This is a genomic window from Bacillus sp. FSL L8-0152, assembly GCF_038006365.1.
GTDB lineage: Bacteria > Bacillota > Bacilli > Bacillales > Bacillaceae_G > Bacillus_A > Bacillus_A cereus.
This window is the reverse complement of the sequence record NZ_JBBOVB010000001.1, coordinates 3984095-4001492: the sequence shown is the minus strand read 5'-3', so window position 1 is coordinate 4001492 and position 17398 is coordinate 3984095. Positions and strand designations below refer to the sequence as shown.

Here is a 17398-nt window from a genome sequence, read left to right as displayed (position 1 = left end):
GGGTAATGAAGAAAACGCCTGATTTTATGCTCATCATCGTAACACTTTCATTGTTGACAATCGGAATGATTATGGTTTATAGTGCGAGTGCAGTTTGGGCCTCTTATAAAATGGGGGACTCATTCTTTTTTGCAAAAAGACAATTACTGTTTGCGGGTCTTGGTGTAGTAGCTATGTTTTTTATTATGAAAATTGATTATTGGGTGTGGCGTACGTATTCAAAAGTAATTTTGCTAGTTTGCTTCATTCTTCTTATTCTCGTTCTTATTCCTGGAGTAGGTCTTGTTCGAGGAGGAGCACGAAGTTGGATTGGGATCGGAGCATTTTCGATTCAACCATCAGAATTTATGAAGTTTGCGATGATTATTTTCTTGGCGAAGTTTTTAGCGGAACGGCAAAAATTGATCACATCTTTTAAACGTGGTTTATTACCGGCTCTTAGTTTTGTGTTTCTTGCTTTTGGGATGATTATGTTACAGCCAGACCTTGGGACAGGAACGGTAATGGTTGGGACATGTATCATTATGATATTTATTTCGGGAGCGAGGGTCTTTCACTTTGCAATGTTTGGTTTGATTGGTGTAGCGGGATTTGTAGGATTAATTGCATCAGCACCGTATCGAATGAAACGCATTACATCATATTTAGATCCGTGGTCAGATCCGCTTGGAAGTGGATTTCAAATTATCCAATCATTACTCGCAATTGGACCTGGTGGATTATTTGGGCTTGGACTTGGACAAAGTAGACAAAAATTTCTTTATTTACCTGAACCACAAACTGACTTTATATTTGCGATCTTATCCGAGGAATTAGGTTTTATTGGTGGTTCATTTGTGTTATTATTATTTAGTCTATTATTATGGCGCGGGATTCGTATCGCATTAGGAGCGCCAGATTTATATGGTACGTTTTTAGCAGTAGGTATTGTGGCGATGATTGCGATTCAAGTAATGATTAATGTTGGTGTTGTAACAGGACTGATGCCTGTTACGGGTATTACCTTGCCGTTTTTAAGTTATGGTGGATCAAGTTTGACATTAATGTTAATGGCAGTAGGTGTATTATTAAATATAAGTCGCCATTCTCGCTACTAAACCCTGTTTATAAGACAGGGTTTTTCGTATGTGTGTAAAAATGCAATATGTATATAGAAATAAATATAATGGAAATAAGAAAAGAGAAGCGGAGGAGTTAGTAGTGCGTGTATTAGTTAGTGGTGGGGGTACTGGTGGTCATATTTATCCAGCTCTTGCTTTAATTAGAGAAATAAAAAAGTTAAATCCAGAAGCAAGATTTTTATATATTGGTACGGAAAATGGACTAGAGAGTACAATCGTTCCAAAAGCAGGTATACCATTTCAGTCTATTGTTATAAGTGGATTTAAACGAAAAATATCATTAGATAATGTGAAAACAGTAATGCGTTTTCTAAAAGGTGTACAGGATAGTAAACGATATATTCGTCGTTTTAATCCGGATATCGTAATTGGAACGGGTGGATATGTATGTGGACCAGTTGTATACGCTGCAGCCAAATTAGGTATTCCAACTATTGTACATGAACAAAATAGTGTACCAGGTGTAACGAACAAATTTTTAAGTCGTTATGTTGATAAAGTTGCTGTTTGTTTTGAAGCAGCTACAGAGCATTTTCCAGAGTCAAAAGTGGTAATGACAGGTAATCCGCGAGCATCAGAGGTAATGGATCAAAATGGAATGAAAGGGAAACGTTCAGTTGGGCTTTCTCTTCCTAAAAAGTCTGTACTTATATTTGGTGGAAGTCGTGGAGCTAGACCGATTAACGATGCCTTCGTTGAAGCAATTGAACAGTTTGGGAACAAAAGCTACGAAATACTATATGTAACAGGTGAAGTACATTATGACAAAGTGATGGAAGCCGTGAAGCAAAAAGGGAACCCGAACAATGTTATTATTAAGCCGTTCATTCATAATATGCCAGAGGTACTAACTGGTGTAGACCTTGTTGTTTCAAGGGCTGGGGCAACAACACTTGCAGAATTAACAGCGTTAGGAAAACCAAGTGTGTTAATACCGAGTCCGTACGTAACAAATAATCATCAGGAAAAGAATGCACGTTCAGTTGTTGATAAAGGAGCGGCAAAAATGTTACTTGAAAAAGATTTAACAGCTGAAACGCTTATTCGTGATATTGATGAGATTTTATTGGATGCACAAACATTACAAAATATGAAGCTAGCTGCTAAGCAACTAGGTATTCCAGATGCAGCAAATAAGCTGTATGAAGTAATGAATAAGCTTGTAAAAAAATAAAGTGAGGCTTTAATCGGTGGGGAGTGATTCTTTCTCGTTGATTATTACCTTTCACTAATCGGATGTTTACTGGCATCCCGATTCTCGCCTAACTTCTTTGTTACCGCCGAATTTTGATTTAGGAGCTGTACTGCCCGTAAATAGAGGGATAACGTTAGGTGAACGCCCTGCATATTATTGTCATAAGGAGACTTAATATGGGGGAGATTGTCTATGGAACAATTAGTAAATGAGCTTATAGAAGCAGACGTTGGTCATGTTTTAGTTAACGAGTCGTTAGCACGTTATACAACTATGAAAATAGGTGGACCAGCGGATATTTTAATTGTGCCAAAGCATGTAGCCGGTATTGAAAAAACATTACAGTTAGTAAAGCAATACAAAACGAAGTGGACTGTAATTGGGCGCGGTTCAAACCTTCTTGTATCTGATCAAGGCATAGAAGGTGTTGTTATTCGTTTAGGAGAAGGATTAGATCACTTAGAGGTCGAAAAACATAAGGTAAGAGTTGGTAGTGGATATCCTCTTATTAAATTGTCAACTTTACTTAGTCGTCAAGGGTTAGCTGGATTGGAGTTTGCAAGCGGTATTCCAGGAAGTGTCGGTGGTGCAGTATATATGAATGCAGGTGCACATAAATCGGATATATCGAGTGTATTATCGAAGGCTCTCATTCTGTTTGAAGACGGTACAATTGACTGGTTAATGAATAAAGAACTGGAGTTTTCTTATCGGGCATCTGTATTGCAAACGAAACGTCCTGGTATTGTTTTAGAGGCGGAGTTTCAATTACAGGCGGGAAAACGTGAAGAAATTGTACGTAGCATGCAAAATAATAAAGATTACCGCCGTGAAACGCAACCATGGAATCACCCGTGTGCAGGAAGTGTATTTCGGAATCCAATCCCACATTTTGCAGGAGATTTAGTAGAAAAAGCAGGGCTTCGTGGTTATAGGATTGGTGGAGCTCAAATTTCTGAAATGCATGGCAATTTTATTGTTAATACCGGGGGAGCTTCAGCGCAAGATGTATTGTCCTTAATTGAATTAATAAAACATACAATTAAGGATAAATTTGATGTAGATATGCATACAGAAGTAGAAATCATTGGAAGATAACGGTTATTCGTTCCGCTCATTATCATTTATGTTATAATAAGAAGATAAGAACGGCATGAGGAACATGCCGTTCTTTATGTTACATAGGGGGATCGTACATGAATAATAGTAAAGTGATTAAACTACAAGATCGTGTACCAAAATTGAAAAATCAAAAGAAAAAAAACAAAAAAAATGTTAATCATCGATTGATTTTATACATATCAATTTTATTTTTATTAGTGCTCTTTTTAATTTATTTTCGGTCTCCGCTTAGTAATATAAAAAAGATTAGTGTGTTTGGAAATCACTATATGACGGATGAGCAAGTAATGAAGGATTCAGGCGTGACATATGATACAAGTTATTTCCGAGTGACAGCACATAAAGCTGAAGAAAACTTAACGAAGCGAAAAGAAATTAAAGCAGTAAATGTAAAAAAACGTTTTCCAAACAAGATTGATATTCATATCGAAGAATATTTAACGATTGGTTATATAAATAAAGAGGGAAAATTACAACCGTTATTAGAAAATGGAAAAACGCTTGATGTACTACCTAATGGAAAACTTCCTGTTGCAGCACCGATTTTCGAACCTTTTAAAGAAGAGAAAATGAAGGAGTTAATCGCTGAACTAGAAAAATTAACACCAGCTATTTTAAAATCTATTTCGGAGATTCGCTATTCACCAACGAATGCGAATGAAGATCATCTTACTTTATATATGAATGAAGGTTATGAAGTGAGCACTACGATTCAAAATTTTGCAAAACGTATGGAAGCCTATCCGCTTATTTTAAAAACAATTGAGCCAGGTAAGAAGGTATTAATTGACTTAGAAGTAGGTGCATATACGAAAGAATTAGGTGCGGAAGAAAAAAAAGAATAGAATGGTAGTTTTCGTTGATTATAGCAGAAAAAACAAAACGAATGTTCTATTATATGTATACGAATTTAGAAGAATGGTTCATTTGATGAAAAATATGTAAAAATTCTTAGATTCATACTAGTATTGGTACAAGTTTCACTTTTCTATGAGTACATCTTAGTGTAGACTTATACTTGGCGGTAAACTTTACACTCGAAATAGAATTATTTCAAGATAAGCAGTTATTCATAGTTTACTGCGATATTCTTAATTGAATGCTAAATAAAAATAAGAAAAATATAGGGTTAAAAAAGGGAAACGTATAAAGACGTTGAATATTTTTCTTATAAATAGTAAAGTTGCGATTGTTGTTCCATATATTGAGTTGTATGGTATAAATAAAGAAGGAGGTGCCAAAGAATGAACAGCAATGAAATATATGTTAGTCTTGACATCGGTACATCCAATGTTAAAGTCATCATTGGTGAAATGGTTAATGACAGCTTAAACATTATTGGTGTTGGAAATGTAAAATCAAATGGTTTAAAGAAGGGATCGATAGTTGATATAGACGAGACTGTTCGATCAATTAAAAAAGCAATTGAACAAGCTGAGCGCATGGTGGGAATCCACATTGAGCAAGTTGTAGTAGGTGTCAATGCAAACCAGGTACAGCTACTTCCTTGTCACGGAGTAGTCGCTGTTTCAAATGAAGATCGTGAAATCGGGAATGAAGATGTCTTACGCGTTCTAGATGCAGCACAAGTTGTGTCAATTGCTCCAGAACGTGAGTTTATTGATGTGGTACCTCGACAGTTCATCGTAGACGGTCTTGACGAGATTAACGATCCACGCGGGATGATCGGTGTAAGATTAGAAATGGAAGGTACACTTATTACAGGCTCGAGAACTTTACTACATAACCTACTTCGTTGTGTAGAAAAAGCAGGTCTTGAAATTGTTGATATTTGTCTTCAACCTTTAGCGGCTGCAACAGTTGCTATATCTTCAGATGAAAAAAATAGAGGAGTAGCCCTTGTTGATATGGGGGGAGGATCTACAACTTTATCTATTTTTAAAGATGGAGAGTTACAAGCGACGAGCGTATTACCATTAGGTGGAGACCATATAACGAAGGATATTGCGATTGGGTTGAAAACTTCAACAGAAAATGCAGATCAAATTAAGTTGAAATATGGACATGCTTTTTATGATACAGCATCTGAAGAAGAGATGTTTACGGTTCCTATTATGGGAAGTGATCAAACAGAACAATATTCTCAGTTGGAATTATCGGATATAATAGAGGCTCGTGTAGAGGAAATTTTAATGTTTGTTCAAGATGAAGTGCGTAAGTTAGGAGTAAAGCAAGTGGCTTCTGGTTATGTACTAACTGGTGGAATTGCTTCTATGCCAGGTGTTCTTGACCTTGCATATGATATTTTACATGAAAATGTTCGTGTAGCAACTCCTGATTATATTGGTGTGCGTGAGCCCCAATATACAAGTGGAGTTGGATTAATTAAACATTCTTATCAAAAAGCTAAATTACGTGGGAAAAATGTGCAGGAAAAGCAAGAGCATTTTGAACCAGTACCAGCACCAGCACCAACGCCGGTACAACAGCAACCTGCAAAACAAAAAACTCGTAATCAAAACAATAATAATCAAAATGATGACCGCATGATGTCAAAAGTAAAACGTGTATTCCGTTATTTATGGGATTAAAATTGGACACGAAAAATGAGGTTCTAGGGGGATTTCGACATGTTAGAGTTTGATACTACTCAAGATCAATTAGCGAATATAAAAGTTATCGGTGTCGGCGGTGGCGGAAACAATGCTGTAAACCGTATGATTGAACACGGTGTACAAGGTGTAGACTTTATCGCTGTGAACACTGATGCACAAGCATTAAATCTATCAAAAGCTGAAACGAAAATGCAAATTGGTGGAAAATTAACGCGTGGACTTGGTGCAGGCGCAAACCCTGAAGTAGGGAAAAAAGCTGCAGAAGAAAGTAAAGAACAGATCCAAGAAGCACTTCGTGGTGCGGATATGGTCTTCGTAACTGCCGGTATGGGCGGTGGAACTGGAACTGGTGCAGCTCCAGTTGTTGCTCAAGTTGCAAAAGAATTAGGTGCTTTAACAGTTGGTGTTGTAACACGTCCATTTACTTTTGAAGGACGTAAGCGTGCGACGCAAGCAGCATCTGGTATTGCAGCATTTAAAGAAAATGTAGATACTCTTATTGTAATTCCAAACGATCGCTTATTAGAGATTGTTGATAAAAATACGCCAATGTTAGAAGCATTCCGTGAAGCTGATAACGTATTACGTCAAGGTGTTCAAGGTATTTCGGATTTAATTGCAACGCCAGGTTTAATTAACTTAGACTTTGCAGACGTAAAGACAATTATGTCTAATAGAGGCTCTGCTTTAATGGGTATTGGTTCTGGTAACGGGGAAAATCGTGCTGCAGAAGCTGCGAAAAAAGCGATTTCTAGTCCATTACTAGAAACATCTATTGATGGAGCTCAAGGTGTTATCATGAACATTACGGGTGGAGCTAACTTAAGCTTATATGAAGTACAAGAAGCGGCAGATATCGTAGCTTCAGCTTCAGATCCAGAAGTAAATATGATCTTCGGTTCTGTTATTAACGAAGGATTAAAAGATGATATCGTTGTAACTGTAATTGCAACTGGTTTTGATGATAGCATTGCAACTCAACCACCAAAACCAATTATTCGTCCGAATGCGAACCACACGCAACAACAGCAACAACCAGTAGCTCAACCTTCAAAACAACGTGAAGTAAAACGTGAAATGAAGCGTGAAGAGCCAGTTGTACATGAGCGTCATTCAGATTCAGATGATATCGATATTCCAGCATTTTTACGTAACCGTCGTAGACGATAAAAAAAGGAGCTTTCATGCTCCTTTTTTGTTTTTTAAATGGAAAAGACCTGCTAAGCAGGTCTTTTTTTATTTCGTATATTTCAATATATTTTGTTGGTGAAAATAAGAGTATATCATTCTATGAATTTGTACTTTTATTTTTTACCGACAGATTATGTCTAGAAATCACAAAATAACAAAAAAACACCTCCGCAAATTGACACACTTTCCTATTGGATATGCATTATACTAGTCTCAACTTGAAAAAAGAGGTGAATTGTTTGGTTGTTTACGCCGACGTTGTTTGGTTGTTAAACGCCTGCATTGATTTTCTTTTGCTTTTATTAACAGCTACCGTGTTAAAAAAGAAGATCAAAAGATGGAGGCTTGTGTTAGGGGCATTTATAGGTTCAACTATTGTTATTTTTGCCTTTACTCCTTTTGCTTCTATGATGACACATCCAATTATGAAACTACTGTACTCGTTACTTATTGTGTATACAGCATTTGGGTTTACAACATTTAGAAATTATGCACAAACTGTTTTTACTTTTTACTTTGTAACCTTTATGGTTGGCGGAGGATTAATTGGAACTCATTTCTTTTTGCAAACGAATGAAATGGTAAATGGATTGGTTCAATCTCAGTCAATTTCTTACGGCGATCCAATTAGTTGGTTATTTGTTATTTTTGGTTTTCCGGTAATTTATTATTTTTCTAAAAAGCGTATTGAAAGCGTAGAGGTCACGAAAATATACTATGACCAAATTGTGAAAGTAAAAATTCAATTAGCGGAAGAAGAACTAGAACTGGCAGGTCTTATTGACAGTGGGAACCAACTTTACGACCCATTAACAAAAACACCCGTTATGATTATGCATGTTTCATCATTAGAACATTGCTTACCATCTTGGTTAACAGAACAAATTTATTCCAAAACAGAAATTCCTCAAATACCAGAAAATGATTCTGGTTGGGCGACAAAATTACGTTTAATTCCTTTCCGTGCAGTAGGAGTAGAAAGTCAATTTTTGTGGGCAATTAAGCCTGACAGTGTGCAAGTTGATCATGAAGGTAGTTCTATTGTTGTAAACAAAGTATTAATTGGATTAAATACACAACAACTGTCTACTAATGGGGAGTATCAATGTATTGTGCATCCAAAAATGTTGATTTCACAAAAAATGGTGATCGCTTAATAATGAGAGGCGGGATAATATGATGAAATTAAAATTTTATTTAGTATACCTTTGGTATAAAGTATTGCTGAAATTAGGAATTAAGACCGATGAAATTTATTATATTGGTGGAAGTGAAGCGTTGCCACCACCGTTAACGAAAGAAGAAGAGGAAGTTCTTTTGAATAAATTGCCAAAAGGAGATCAGGCAGCAAGGTCATTACTTATTGAACGCAACTTAAGGCTCGTTGTATATATAGCAAGAAAATTTGAAAATACAGGGATAAATATTGAAGATTTAATTAGTATAGGAACAATCGGCCTTATTAAAGCGGTAAATACATTTAATCCAGAAAAGAAAATAAAATTAGCAACATATGCATCGCGTTGTATAGAAAATGAAATTTTAATGCATTTACGTCGGAATAACAAAAATCGTTCGGAAGTTTCTTTTGATGAACCGCTAAACATTGATTGGGATGGGAATGAACTATTGTTGTCTGACGTGTTAGGTACAGATGATGATATTATTACAAAAGATTTAGAAGCTACTGTAGATCGTCACCTTTTAATGAAAGCATTACACCAATTAAATGATCGTGAAAAACAAATTATGGAACTTCGGTTTGGGCTTGCTGGAGGAGAGGAAAAGACGCAAAAAGATGTGGCGGATATGCTTGGGATTTCACAGTCATACATTTCGCGTTTAGAAAAAAGAATTATAAAAAGATTACGAAAAGAATTTAATAAAATGGTGTGAAGAATAGGACCAGCCGTTATGTAGGCTGGTCTTATTCTATTTAGTTGTATTAGGAAAGATAATTTAAATGAAAAATCGTGAAAAAACCATATGCATAAAATCCCCTTCAAAGGAAATACTTTACACTGTACAGCAACTCCCGATAGGAGGGAACACTTTGACGAGAAACAAAGTAGAAATTTGCGGTGTTGATACAGCTAAACTTCCAGTATTAAAAAATGAAGAGATGCGTAAATTATTTCGTGAAATGCAAAGTGGAGAGATAAGCGCAAGAGAAAAATTAGTGAATGGAAACTTACGTCTTGTACTGAGCGTCATCCAAAGATTTAATAACAGAGGAGAATATGTTGACGATTTATTCCAAGTTGGTTGCATCGGACTTATGAAATCAATTGATAATTTTGATTTAGGCCAAAATGTAAAATTTTCAACGTATGCTGTGCCGATGATTATTGGGGAAATACGCAGATATTTGCGTGATAATAATCCGATTCGCGTATCGCGCTCATTGCGAGATATTGCGTATAAAGCTTTGCAAGTAAGAGAGAAGTTAATTGCAGAAAATTCAAAAGAACCAACAGCAATGGATATTGCAAAAGTGCTAGAAGTAACTCATGAAGAGATAGTATTTGCTTTAGATGCAATTCAAGATCCAGTTTCATTATTTGAACCGATTTATAATGATGGAGGAGATCCTATCTTTGTTATGGATCAGTTAAGTGATGAAAAACAAAAGGACGAGCAGTGGGTTGAAGAACTAGCATTGAAAGAAGGAATGAAGCGTTTAAATGATCGAGAGAAAATGATTATTAGAAAACGTTTCTTCCAAGGAAAGACACAGATGGAAGTTGCAGAAGAAATTGGGATTTCCCAAGCTCAAGTATCACGTTTAGAGAAGTCAGCCATTAAACAAATGAATAAAACGATTCAAGGATAAGGTCTCACCAATTATGGTGAGACCTTTTTATATGTAATATGGTTTGTGCTCATAGTAGGGGATTAGTGTTCATATAATGAAACTAGCATGGTGTTTCGTATAGGTGGCTTCCTGTAAATATGAGAAACAGCTTCCAATTCGTCATATAAGGGAGAGGGTAAAAATGGTGATACGAATTTCAGAGTTACAGATGAAGGATGTTATAAATATTTCAGATGGAAAAAGGATTGGGAATATTGGAGATATTGAAATTGATATGAACACAGGGCAAGTTTGTTCTGTTATTATTTCCAAACAGACACGTATGCTAGGTATTTTTGGAAAAGATGTTGAGATTGTAATTCCTTGGAAGGAAATTGTGAAAATTGGGGAGGATGTCATACTTGTAAGAGTAGATCCTGTTAATACTGTAACAGAATCAATACAAACACCGACAATTTCATAAAGAATATTACAAATTCCTCTTTTTTTTCTGTTAGGATTATGAAAAAATAAAAGTATGGTAAAATAGACAGGAAGTACCATGCTTTTTTCTGTTATTTTAATTAAAAGGAGCCGCTTTATTATGAGAGAACCATTTAAATATGTGGACGGTATACTGTATTTACAAGCGTGGAAAGAACTTGGAAACATTACTGCTGGATTTACGACAAAAGATGGTGGGATAAGTACGGGCTCCTTTCATGCGATGAATTTAGGATTACATGTGAATGATATCGTGGAGAACGTTCATGAAAACAGACGCATTTTAGCAAATAAGTTACAAAAACCATTAGAAAACTGGATTTGCTCTGAACAAGTTCATGATCATCATGTTGAAAAAGTAGGGCAACAGGAAAAAGGAAGTGGCGTTTATTTATATGAGGACGGCATTTCAAAAACAGATGGCATTTATACGAGTAATGAAGATGTTCTGTTAACGTCTTGTTACGCGGATTGTGTTCCGCTCTATTTTTATGCACCATCACATGGTATGATAGGACTTGCGCATGCTGGATGGAAAGGCACTGTACAAGAGATTGCAAAGGAAATGATTCAAAAGTGGAATGCAGAAGGTATTTCAAGTGATGAAATTCATGTTGCAATTGGACCGTCGATTGGATCTTGTTGTTATGTTGTGGATGATCGTGTATTAACAGCAGCACAGAAAGTAATTAACGGTGCTGTTCCTCATCAAAAAATTTCTGACGGGCAGTACGCAATTAATTTAAAAGAAATTAATCGTATATTATGTGTACAAGCAGGCATAAAAGAAGAGCATATTGTAATGTCATCTCTTTGTACAAGCTGTGAAGAGCAACTATTTTTCTCTCATCGTCGTGATCAAGGTAAGACAGGAAGAATGTTGAGTTTCATAGGTTTTAAGGAGGAAGGAAGCAAGTGACAGTACAAGAAAATTTAGTAATTGTAAACGAAGCTATTAAAGAATCTTGCGTTCGAGCTGGACGTTCGTTGCAAGATATTAAACTTGTTGCAGTGACAAAAACTGTAGGGATTGAAAAAACAAACGAAGTAATTGAAACTGGAATTATCGATTTAGGTGAAAATAGAAATGAAGGTTTCTTACAGAAATATGAGCATTTCGGTTCAAAAGTTAATTGGCACTTTATTGGCTCATTACAAACGAGAAAAGTAAAAGAAATCATTAATGAAATTGATTATTTACATTCGTTAGATCGTCTTTCCCTGGCGAAAGAAATTCAGAAACGTGCTGATAAGAAAGTGAAATGCTTTATTCAAGTGAAAACCTCATCTGAAGAATCGAAGCAAGGATTAGCAATAGAAGAGGTTGTTTCTTTTATTCAAAGTTTGCAAGAATTCGATAAAATTGAAGTGGTTGGACTAATGACGATGGCTCCATTTACAGAAGAAGAGGAAGAAATCAGACGCTGTTTTAAGGAATTACGTATGTTGCAAACAAAGGTGCAGGAGCTAGAGTTATTACATGCGCCATGTAAAGAATTATCAATGGGAATGTCCAACGATTACACGATTGCAATTGAAGAAGGGGCTACATATATTCGTTTGGGAACGATTTTAGTAGGAAAAGCGTAAAAGGAAGGAGAATCTTATTATGAGTTGGTCAAAAGTAAAATACTTCTTTTTTGATACACCGGAAGAAAAAGAAGCAGCTCAATATGGTTATGAAAAGGAGCAAACAGACATGAAAAAGCAGCAAGATCCACCAGAACAACAAGATGTTACGTTTCCAAAAGCGCAACCGAAGCAAAATGTTGTGAGTATTGAAACAGCAAAACAATCTTCAAAAGTTGTTTTATTAGAACCACGCACATATTCGGAAGCACAAGGGATTGCGGACCACTTAAAAGGTAGACGAGCTGTTGTAATTAATTTGCAGAGAATGTCTACTGATCAAGCGGTACGTATCGTTGACTTTTTAAGTGGTACTGTATACGCTATAGGCGGGGACATTCAAAAAATAGGACCAAAAACATTTATGTGTACACCTGAAAATGTTGATATTGTTGGTGCAATTTCAGAGTTATTCGGTGAAGAAGAAGAAACAAATATAAAGAGGTGGTAATACGCCATGACAACAGTTTTAATGGTGTTAAGTTCTGCTATCGAGATTTACTCGTGGGCACTGATTATTTACATTCTCCTATCATGGTTTCCTGGTGCAAAGGAATCATCTTTTGGAGAGTTCTTGGCGCGAATTTGTGAACCGTATTTAGAACCATTCCGCAGATTTATTCCGCCGCTTGGTATGATTGATATTTCTCCACTCGTTGCGATTTTTGCGTTAAAACTTGCTAAAAGTGGTTTGTTCAGTTTGTTCAGCTATTTCTTATAGTAAGAGGTTAAATACATGAGCATTTACGAACATTTTAGGCCTGATGAAGAGGTCTTTGTAGATAAAGTGCTGGAGTGGAAGCGAACAGCGGAGTACCATCAAGTGAAATTAACAGATTTCCTTGATCCAAGACAGCAACAAATTGTTTCTATGGTAATTGGACAAGGAGATGTCGCTGTGCAATTTGGTGGTGCAACGCCTAATGCAGAGCGTAAAAGAGCACTCATTTATCCAGACTATCTAGAATTAAATGAAGAAGAATTTCAAGTAGAAGTATTAGAAATTGACTATCCTTCCAAGTTTTATACGCTAGAACATAGGCAAATATTAGGTACATTTATGTCTCTTGGTTTAACGAGAGAAAAATGTGGTGATATTTTGCTGCAAGAAAATCGTGCCCAAATTGTAGTTGCGAAAGAAATCGTATCGTACATTGAGATGAACTTACAAGCAATAGGAAAAGTAAAAGTCTCCTTATCAGCAGTGCAAGGAGAACAAATTCTACAAATACATGAAACGTGGGGGGAGAAATCTGGAACGGTTTCTTCACTTCGTTTAGATGTTATGTTAGCTGAAATGTTACATTTATCTAGACAGAAAGTACAACCTTTCATAAAAAATGGTTTAGTAAAAGTCAATTGGAAAACAGTGGAGCAAACTTCTTATGAATGTTATCCAGGAGACGTTTTTTCTGTTAGAGGATATGGCCGAAGTAAATTATTTTCTGTAGAAGGTAGAACAAAACGCGACAAATGGAGAATTTTGTATGGTATACTAAAATGATTGGTTTTTTAGAAGGAAATCCTCCTATTTTGTCGAAGAAAAGATATAATTGAAAGAGGAAATTTAGATAACTACTTGGAGGTGGCGTTGTGCCGTTAACACCATTAGATATTCATAACAAAGAATTTGGTCGCGGATTCCGTGGCTATGATGAAGATCAAGTAAATGAGTTTCTTGATCAAATTATCAAAGATTATGAATTGGTCATTCGTGAGAAAAAAGCTTTAGAAGAAAAAGTTGCGCAGTTAGAAGGGAAGTTAGATCATTTCTCTAATATTGAAGATACGTTAAACAAATCTATCGTTGTTGCGCAAGAAGCAGCGGAAGAAGTAAAACGTAATGCGCAAAAAGAAGCGAAATTAATTGTGCGTGAAGCTGAAAAGAATGCTGATCGTATTATTAACGAAGCATTAGTAAAATCAAGAAAAGTTGCTTTTGATATTGAAGAGCTAAAGAAACAAGCGAAAGTATTCCGAACTCGTTTCCGTATGTTATTAGAAACACAGCTTGAAATGTTAAACAACGATGATTGGGATAAACTAATTGAGTTAGAAGACGAAGTAGATGAACTGTTGAAAAAAGAAGAAACAGTGTAAGCTTGACGTTTTTCTCATTATTACATATAATTTTAAACAACATATTTATTAAGAAAAACGAAGATAGGGATAAGTACCTTTTCAAACCTTATATAGCGAACTGAGGATGGTGTAAGCTCAGGATAAGGAGATAGTGGGAATATCACCCTGGAGTTCCGCGCTGAACAAATAGAGTAAGCGTAGGCGTGTATTCGCGTTAAGAATATAAAGAGGATTCTATACATATGTATATGATCTACTAGGGTGGTACCGCGGGAGACTTTCTCGTCCCTTTTTGGGATGAGAAAGTCTCTTTTTTATTCCGTTTTTTAAGTATTTCTTTTATACATGTAAGGAGGAATTGAGCATGGAGTACAAAAATACATTACTGATGCCGAAAACAGAGTTCCCAATGCGTGGGAACTTACCAAAACGTGAGCCTGCAATGCAAGAAAAATGGGCTGAAATGAATATTTACGAAAAAGTACAAGAACATACAAAAGGTCGTCCTTTATTTGTATTGCATGATGGACCTCCATATGCGAATGGTGACATTCATATGGGACATGCATTAAATAAAGTATTAAAAGACTTTATTGTTCGTTATAAATCAATGACTGGTTTTAGTACGCCATATGTTCCAGGATGGGATACGCACGGTTTACCAATTGAACAAGCTTTAACAAATAAAGGCGTAAAGCGTAAAGAAATGACAGTTGCTGAGTTCCGTAAGTTATGTGCAGAGTATGCATATGAACAAGTAGAACGTCAACGTGAACAATTTAAGCGTTTAGGTGTACGTGCAGATTGGGATAATCCATATATTACTTTAGAGCCAGCTTATGAAGCACAACAAATTAAAGTGTTTGGTGACATGGCGAAAAAAGGTTATATCTATAAAGGTCAAAAACCAGTTTACTGGTCTCCAACGAGTGAATCTGCTTTAGCAGAAGCTGAAATTGAATATCAAGATAAAAAATCAGCATCTATTTACGTAGCATTCCCTGTAAAAGATGGAAAGAATGTATTAGAAGGTGATGAAAAGTACATCATTTGGACAACAACACCTTGGACATTACCTGCAAACTTAGGTATTTCTGTTCACCCAGAGCTTGAATATAGTATTGTAAAAGTAAATGATGAGAAATATATCATTGCTTCTGAGCTGTTTGAGACAGTTGCAAAAACGTTAGAGTGGGAAAATGCTGAAGTTGTGAAAACAGTAAAAGGTAGCGAACTTGAGTACACAGTTGCAAAACATCCATTCTACGATCGTGATTCATTAGTTATGCTAGGAGATCACGTAACAACAGATGCAGGTACAGGTTGTGTTCATACAGCACCAGGACACGGGGAAGATGACTTCGTTGTTGGTAAAAAGTATGGATTAGAAGTACTTTGCCCAGTCGATGATAAAGGTGTATTAACAAATGAAGCACCTGGATTTGAAGGCTTATTCTATGATAAAGCTAACAAGCCAATTACAGAAAAATTAGAAGAAGTAGGCGCGTTACTGAAACTAACATTCATTACACATTCATACCCACATGATTGGAGAACGAAAAAACCAATTATTTTCCGTGCGACAGCACAGTGGTTTGCATCTATTGAAGCATTCCGTAAAGAATTAATAGAAGCTGTAGCGGAAACGAAATGGGTACCAGCATGGGGAGAAACTCGTCTTCATAATATGGTTCGTGACCGTGGTGACTGGTGTATTTCTCGTCAGCGTGCATGGGGTGTGCCAATTCCGGTATTCTATGCTGAGAATGGTGATCCAATTATTACGGATGAAACAATTAACCATGTAGCAGATTTATTCCGTGAACACGGTTCTAACGTATGGTTCGAGCGTGAAGCGAAAGATCTATTACCAGAAGGATTTACACATCCGGGTAGCCCAAATGGCGAATTCCGTAAAGAAACAGACATCATGGATGTATGGTTCGATTCAGGTTCTTCTCACCAAGCGGTATTAGAAGAGCGCGAAGATTTACAGCGTCCAGCTGATTTATATTTAGAAGGATCTGACCAGTATCGTGGTTGGTTTAACTCTTCATTATCAACAGCAGTTGCTGTAACAGGTAAAGCTCCATATAAAGGCGTATTAAGTCACGGTTTCGTACTAGATGGTGAAGGACGTAAAATGAGTAAGTCGATTGGAAACATCGTCGTACCGAAGAAAATTATGGATCAATTAGGCGGAGACATTTTACGCTTATGGGTATCTTCTGTTGACTATCAATCTGACGTACGTATTTCAGATGATATTTTAAAACAAGTAGCAGAAGTGTATCGTAAAATCCGTAACACATTCCGTTTCTTATTAGGAAACTTAGACGACTTTAAGCCAAGTGAAAATGCAGTAGCTGTAGCTGAACTTCGTGAAGTAGATCGTTACATGTTAGTGAAATTAAATGACTTAATTACAAAAGTTAAAGAAGCATATGAGACATACGACTTCGCTGCTGTGTATCATGCAATTCATAACTTCTGTACAATTGATTTAAGTTCATTCTACTTAGACTTTGCAAAAGACATTTTATACATTGAAGGTGCAAATCACGAAGATCGTCGTGCAATTCAAACTGTATTATATGATGTTCTTGTTGCGTTAACAAAACTTGTAACACCAATCTTACCGCATACAGCTGATGAAGTATGGCCATACATTCCAGGCGTAACAGAAGAAAGTGTACAATTAACTGATATGCCAGAAGCTGTACAATTAGATGACGCGGAAGCGTTAAAAACAAAATGGGATGCATTTATGACATTACGTGATGACGTGTTAAAAGCACTAGAAGTAGCTCGTAATGAAAAAGTAATCGGTAAGTCATTAAATGCAAGCATTACGCTATATCCAACTGCAGAAATGAAAGCTATGTTAGAGTCTATTAGCGAAGACTTAAAGCAATTATTCATCGTTTCTGAGTATAAACTTGGTGGTATGATGGATGAAGCGCCAGCAGATGCACCGAAGTATGAACATACAGCGGTTGTTGTTGCTCAAGCAACTGGTGAAACATGTGAACGTTGTTGGGTAGTTTCAGAAACAATTGGTAAAGATGCTGAACATGAAACATTATGTGAGCGTTGTGCAACAGTTGTTAAAGAAAACTATGTAAAATAATAAAAAACTGACTGCTATTCATGCAGTCAGTTTTTTTGTTGATGGCATATCAAA

17 protein-coding genes and 1 other annotated feature are annotated in these 17398 nt (G+C 36.2%); all 17 genes read left to right on the top strand.

Annotated features, from left to right (window positions below; translation table 11 throughout):
* Positions 1-5: 5 nt before the first annotated feature.
* The gene (gene spoVE, locus MHH27_RS19885) at positions 6-1097 is read left to right on the top strand and encodes a stage V sporulation protein E (RefSeq protein ID WP_000753524.1); all 1092 of its coding nucleotides are present in this window, start codon (positions 6-8) and stop codon (positions 1095-1097) included.
* Between the two features lie 103 nt (positions 1098-1200).
* Positions 1201-2295 (top strand): undecaprenyldiphospho-muramoylpentapeptide beta-N-acetylglucosaminyltransferase, encoded by a 1095-nt coding sequence (gene murG / locus MHH27_RS19880; protein ID WP_024927913.1) that lies wholly within the window; start codon positions 1201-1203, stop codon positions 2293-2295.
* Between the two features lie 213 nt (positions 2296-2508).
* Positions 2509-3414, top strand: a complete 906-nt coding sequence (murB, locus tag MHH27_RS19875; RefSeq protein WP_090977174.1) for a UDP-N-acetylmuramate dehydrogenase — start codon at positions 2509-2511, stop codon at positions 3412-3414.
* Positions 3415-3512: 98 nt separating this feature from the next.
* Positions 3513-4283, top strand: a complete 771-nt coding sequence (divIB, locus tag MHH27_RS19870) for a cell division protein DivIB (RefSeq protein WP_001065789.1) — start codon at positions 3513-3515, stop codon at positions 4281-4283.
* 399 nt (positions 4284-4682) lie between these two features.
* Positions 4683-5990, top strand: coding sequence for a cell division protein FtsA (gene ftsA / locus MHH27_RS19865; RefSeq protein ID WP_001087557.1), 1308 nt, complete (start codon positions 4683-4685; stop codon positions 5988-5990).
* 39 nt (positions 5991-6029) lie between these two features.
* A complete protein-coding gene (ftsZ, locus tag MHH27_RS19860; RefSeq protein WP_000888984.1) occupies positions 6030-7184 on the top strand; it encodes a cell division protein FtsZ in 1155 nt (384 codons plus the stop codon).
* Positions 7185-7444: 260 nt separating this feature from the next.
* Complete coding sequence (spoIIGA, locus tag MHH27_RS19855) at positions 7445-8362, top strand: sigma-E processing peptidase SpoIIGA (protein WP_141553450.1); 918 nt, start codon at positions 7445-7447, stop codon at positions 8360-8362.
* 19 nt (positions 8363-8381) lie between these two features.
* On the top strand, positions 8382-9101 hold the full coding sequence (sigE, locus tag MHH27_RS19850) for an RNA polymerase sporulation sigma factor SigE (protein ID WP_000976948.1): 720 nt from the start codon (positions 8382-8384) through the stop codon (positions 9099-9101).
* A 157-nt stretch (positions 9102-9258) separates the two neighbouring features.
* Positions 9259-10038, top strand: coding sequence for an RNA polymerase sporulation sigma factor SigG (gene sigG, locus MHH27_RS19845; RefSeq protein ID WP_000197755.1), 780 nt, complete (start codon positions 9259-9261; stop codon positions 10036-10038).
* A 163-nt stretch (positions 10039-10201) separates the two neighbouring features.
* Positions 10202-10483: a YlmC/YmxH family sporulation protein gene (locus tag MHH27_RS19840; RefSeq protein ID WP_000236749.1), complete on the top strand. Its 282-nt coding sequence runs from the start codon at positions 10202-10204 to the stop codon at positions 10481-10483.
* Between the two features lie 120 nt (positions 10484-10603).
* Positions 10604-11422 (top strand): peptidoglycan editing factor PgeF, encoded by an 819-nt coding sequence (gene pgeF / locus MHH27_RS19835; RefSeq protein WP_090977176.1) that lies wholly within the window; start codon positions 10604-10606, stop codon positions 11420-11422.
* Positions 11419-12093: a YggS family pyridoxal phosphate-dependent enzyme gene (locus MHH27_RS19830; RefSeq protein WP_000218011.1), complete on the top strand. Its 675-nt coding sequence runs from the start codon at positions 11419-11421 to the stop codon at positions 12091-12093. Before pgeF ends, MHH27_RS19830 begins: the two co-directional genes overlap by 4 nt.
* A 19-nt stretch (positions 12094-12112) precedes the next feature.
* The gene (locus MHH27_RS19825) at positions 12113-12583 is read left to right on the top strand and encodes a cell division protein SepF (RefSeq protein WP_000119129.1); all 471 of its coding nucleotides are present in this window, start codon (positions 12113-12115) and stop codon (positions 12581-12583) included.
* A gap of 6 nt (positions 12584-12589) precedes the next feature.
* Positions 12590-12853, top strand: coding sequence for a YggT family protein (locus MHH27_RS19820; protein WP_000214324.1), 264 nt, complete (start codon positions 12590-12592; stop codon positions 12851-12853).
* Positions 12854-12868: 15 nt separating this feature from the next.
* Positions 12869-13636 carry a YlmH family RNA-binding protein gene (locus MHH27_RS19815; protein ID WP_000029713.1) on the top strand — a complete coding sequence of 256 codons (768 nt, stop codon included), beginning with the start codon at positions 12869-12871 and terminating at the stop codon, positions 13634-13636.
* A gap of 89 nt (positions 13637-13725) precedes the next feature.
* A complete protein-coding gene (gene divIVA / locus MHH27_RS19810) occupies positions 13726-14232 on the top strand; it encodes a septum site-determining protein DivIVA (protein ID WP_001131611.1) in 507 nt (168 codons plus the stop codon).
* Positions 14233-14283: 51 nt separating this feature from the next.
* Positions 14284-14507, top strand: a binding site (T-box leader).
* A gap of 71 nt (positions 14508-14578) precedes the next feature.
* Entirely contained in the window at positions 14579-17344 is a 2766-nt protein-coding gene (gene ileS2 / locus MHH27_RS19805) for an isoleucine--tRNA ligase (RefSeq protein WP_340943805.1), read from the top strand.
* Positions 17345-17398: the final 54 nt, after the last annotated feature.

What these genes read in the sequence shown, in the direction of transcription:
- spoVE (WP_000753524.1), top strand. Translation starts at nt 6, where the DNA reads ATGAAGAAAACGCCTGATTTTATGCTCATCATCGTAACACTTTCATTG.
- murB (WP_090977174.1), top strand. Translation starts at nt 2,509, where the DNA reads ATGGAACAATTAGTAAATGAGCTTATAGAAGCAGACGTTGGTCATGTT.
- divIB (WP_001065789.1), top strand. Translation starts at nt 3,513, where the DNA reads ATGAATAATAGTAAAGTGATTAAACTACAAGATCGTGTACCAAAATTG.
- ftsA (WP_001087557.1), top strand. Translation starts at nt 4,683, where the DNA reads ATGAACAGCAATGAAATATATGTTAGTCTTGACATCGGTACATCCAAT.
- ftsZ (WP_000888984.1), top strand. Translation starts at nt 6,030, where the DNA reads ATGTTAGAGTTTGATACTACTCAAGATCAATTAGCGAATATAAAAGTT.
- sigE (WP_000976948.1), top strand. Translation starts at nt 8,382, where the DNA reads ATGATGAAATTAAAATTTTATTTAGTATACCTTTGGTATAAAGTATTG.
- MHH27_RS19840 (WP_000236749.1), top strand. Translation starts at nt 10,202, where the DNA reads ATGGTGATACGAATTTCAGAGTTACAGATGAAGGATGTTATAAATATT.
- pgeF (WP_090977176.1), top strand. Translation starts at nt 10,604, where the DNA reads ATGAGAGAACCATTTAAATATGTGGACGGTATACTGTATTTACAAGCG.
- MHH27_RS19825 (WP_000119129.1), top strand. Translation starts at nt 12,113, where the DNA reads ATGAGTTGGTCAAAAGTAAAATACTTCTTTTTTGATACACCGGAAGAA.
- MHH27_RS19820 (WP_000214324.1), top strand. Translation starts at nt 12,590, where the DNA reads ATGACAACAGTTTTAATGGTGTTAAGTTCTGCTATCGAGATTTACTCG.
- MHH27_RS19815 (WP_000029713.1), top strand. Translation starts at nt 12,869, where the DNA reads ATGAGCATTTACGAACATTTTAGGCCTGATGAAGAGGTCTTTGTAGAT.
- ileS2 (WP_340943805.1), top strand. Translation starts at nt 14,579, where the DNA reads ATGGAGTACAAAAATACATTACTGATGCCGAAAACAGAGTTCCCAATG.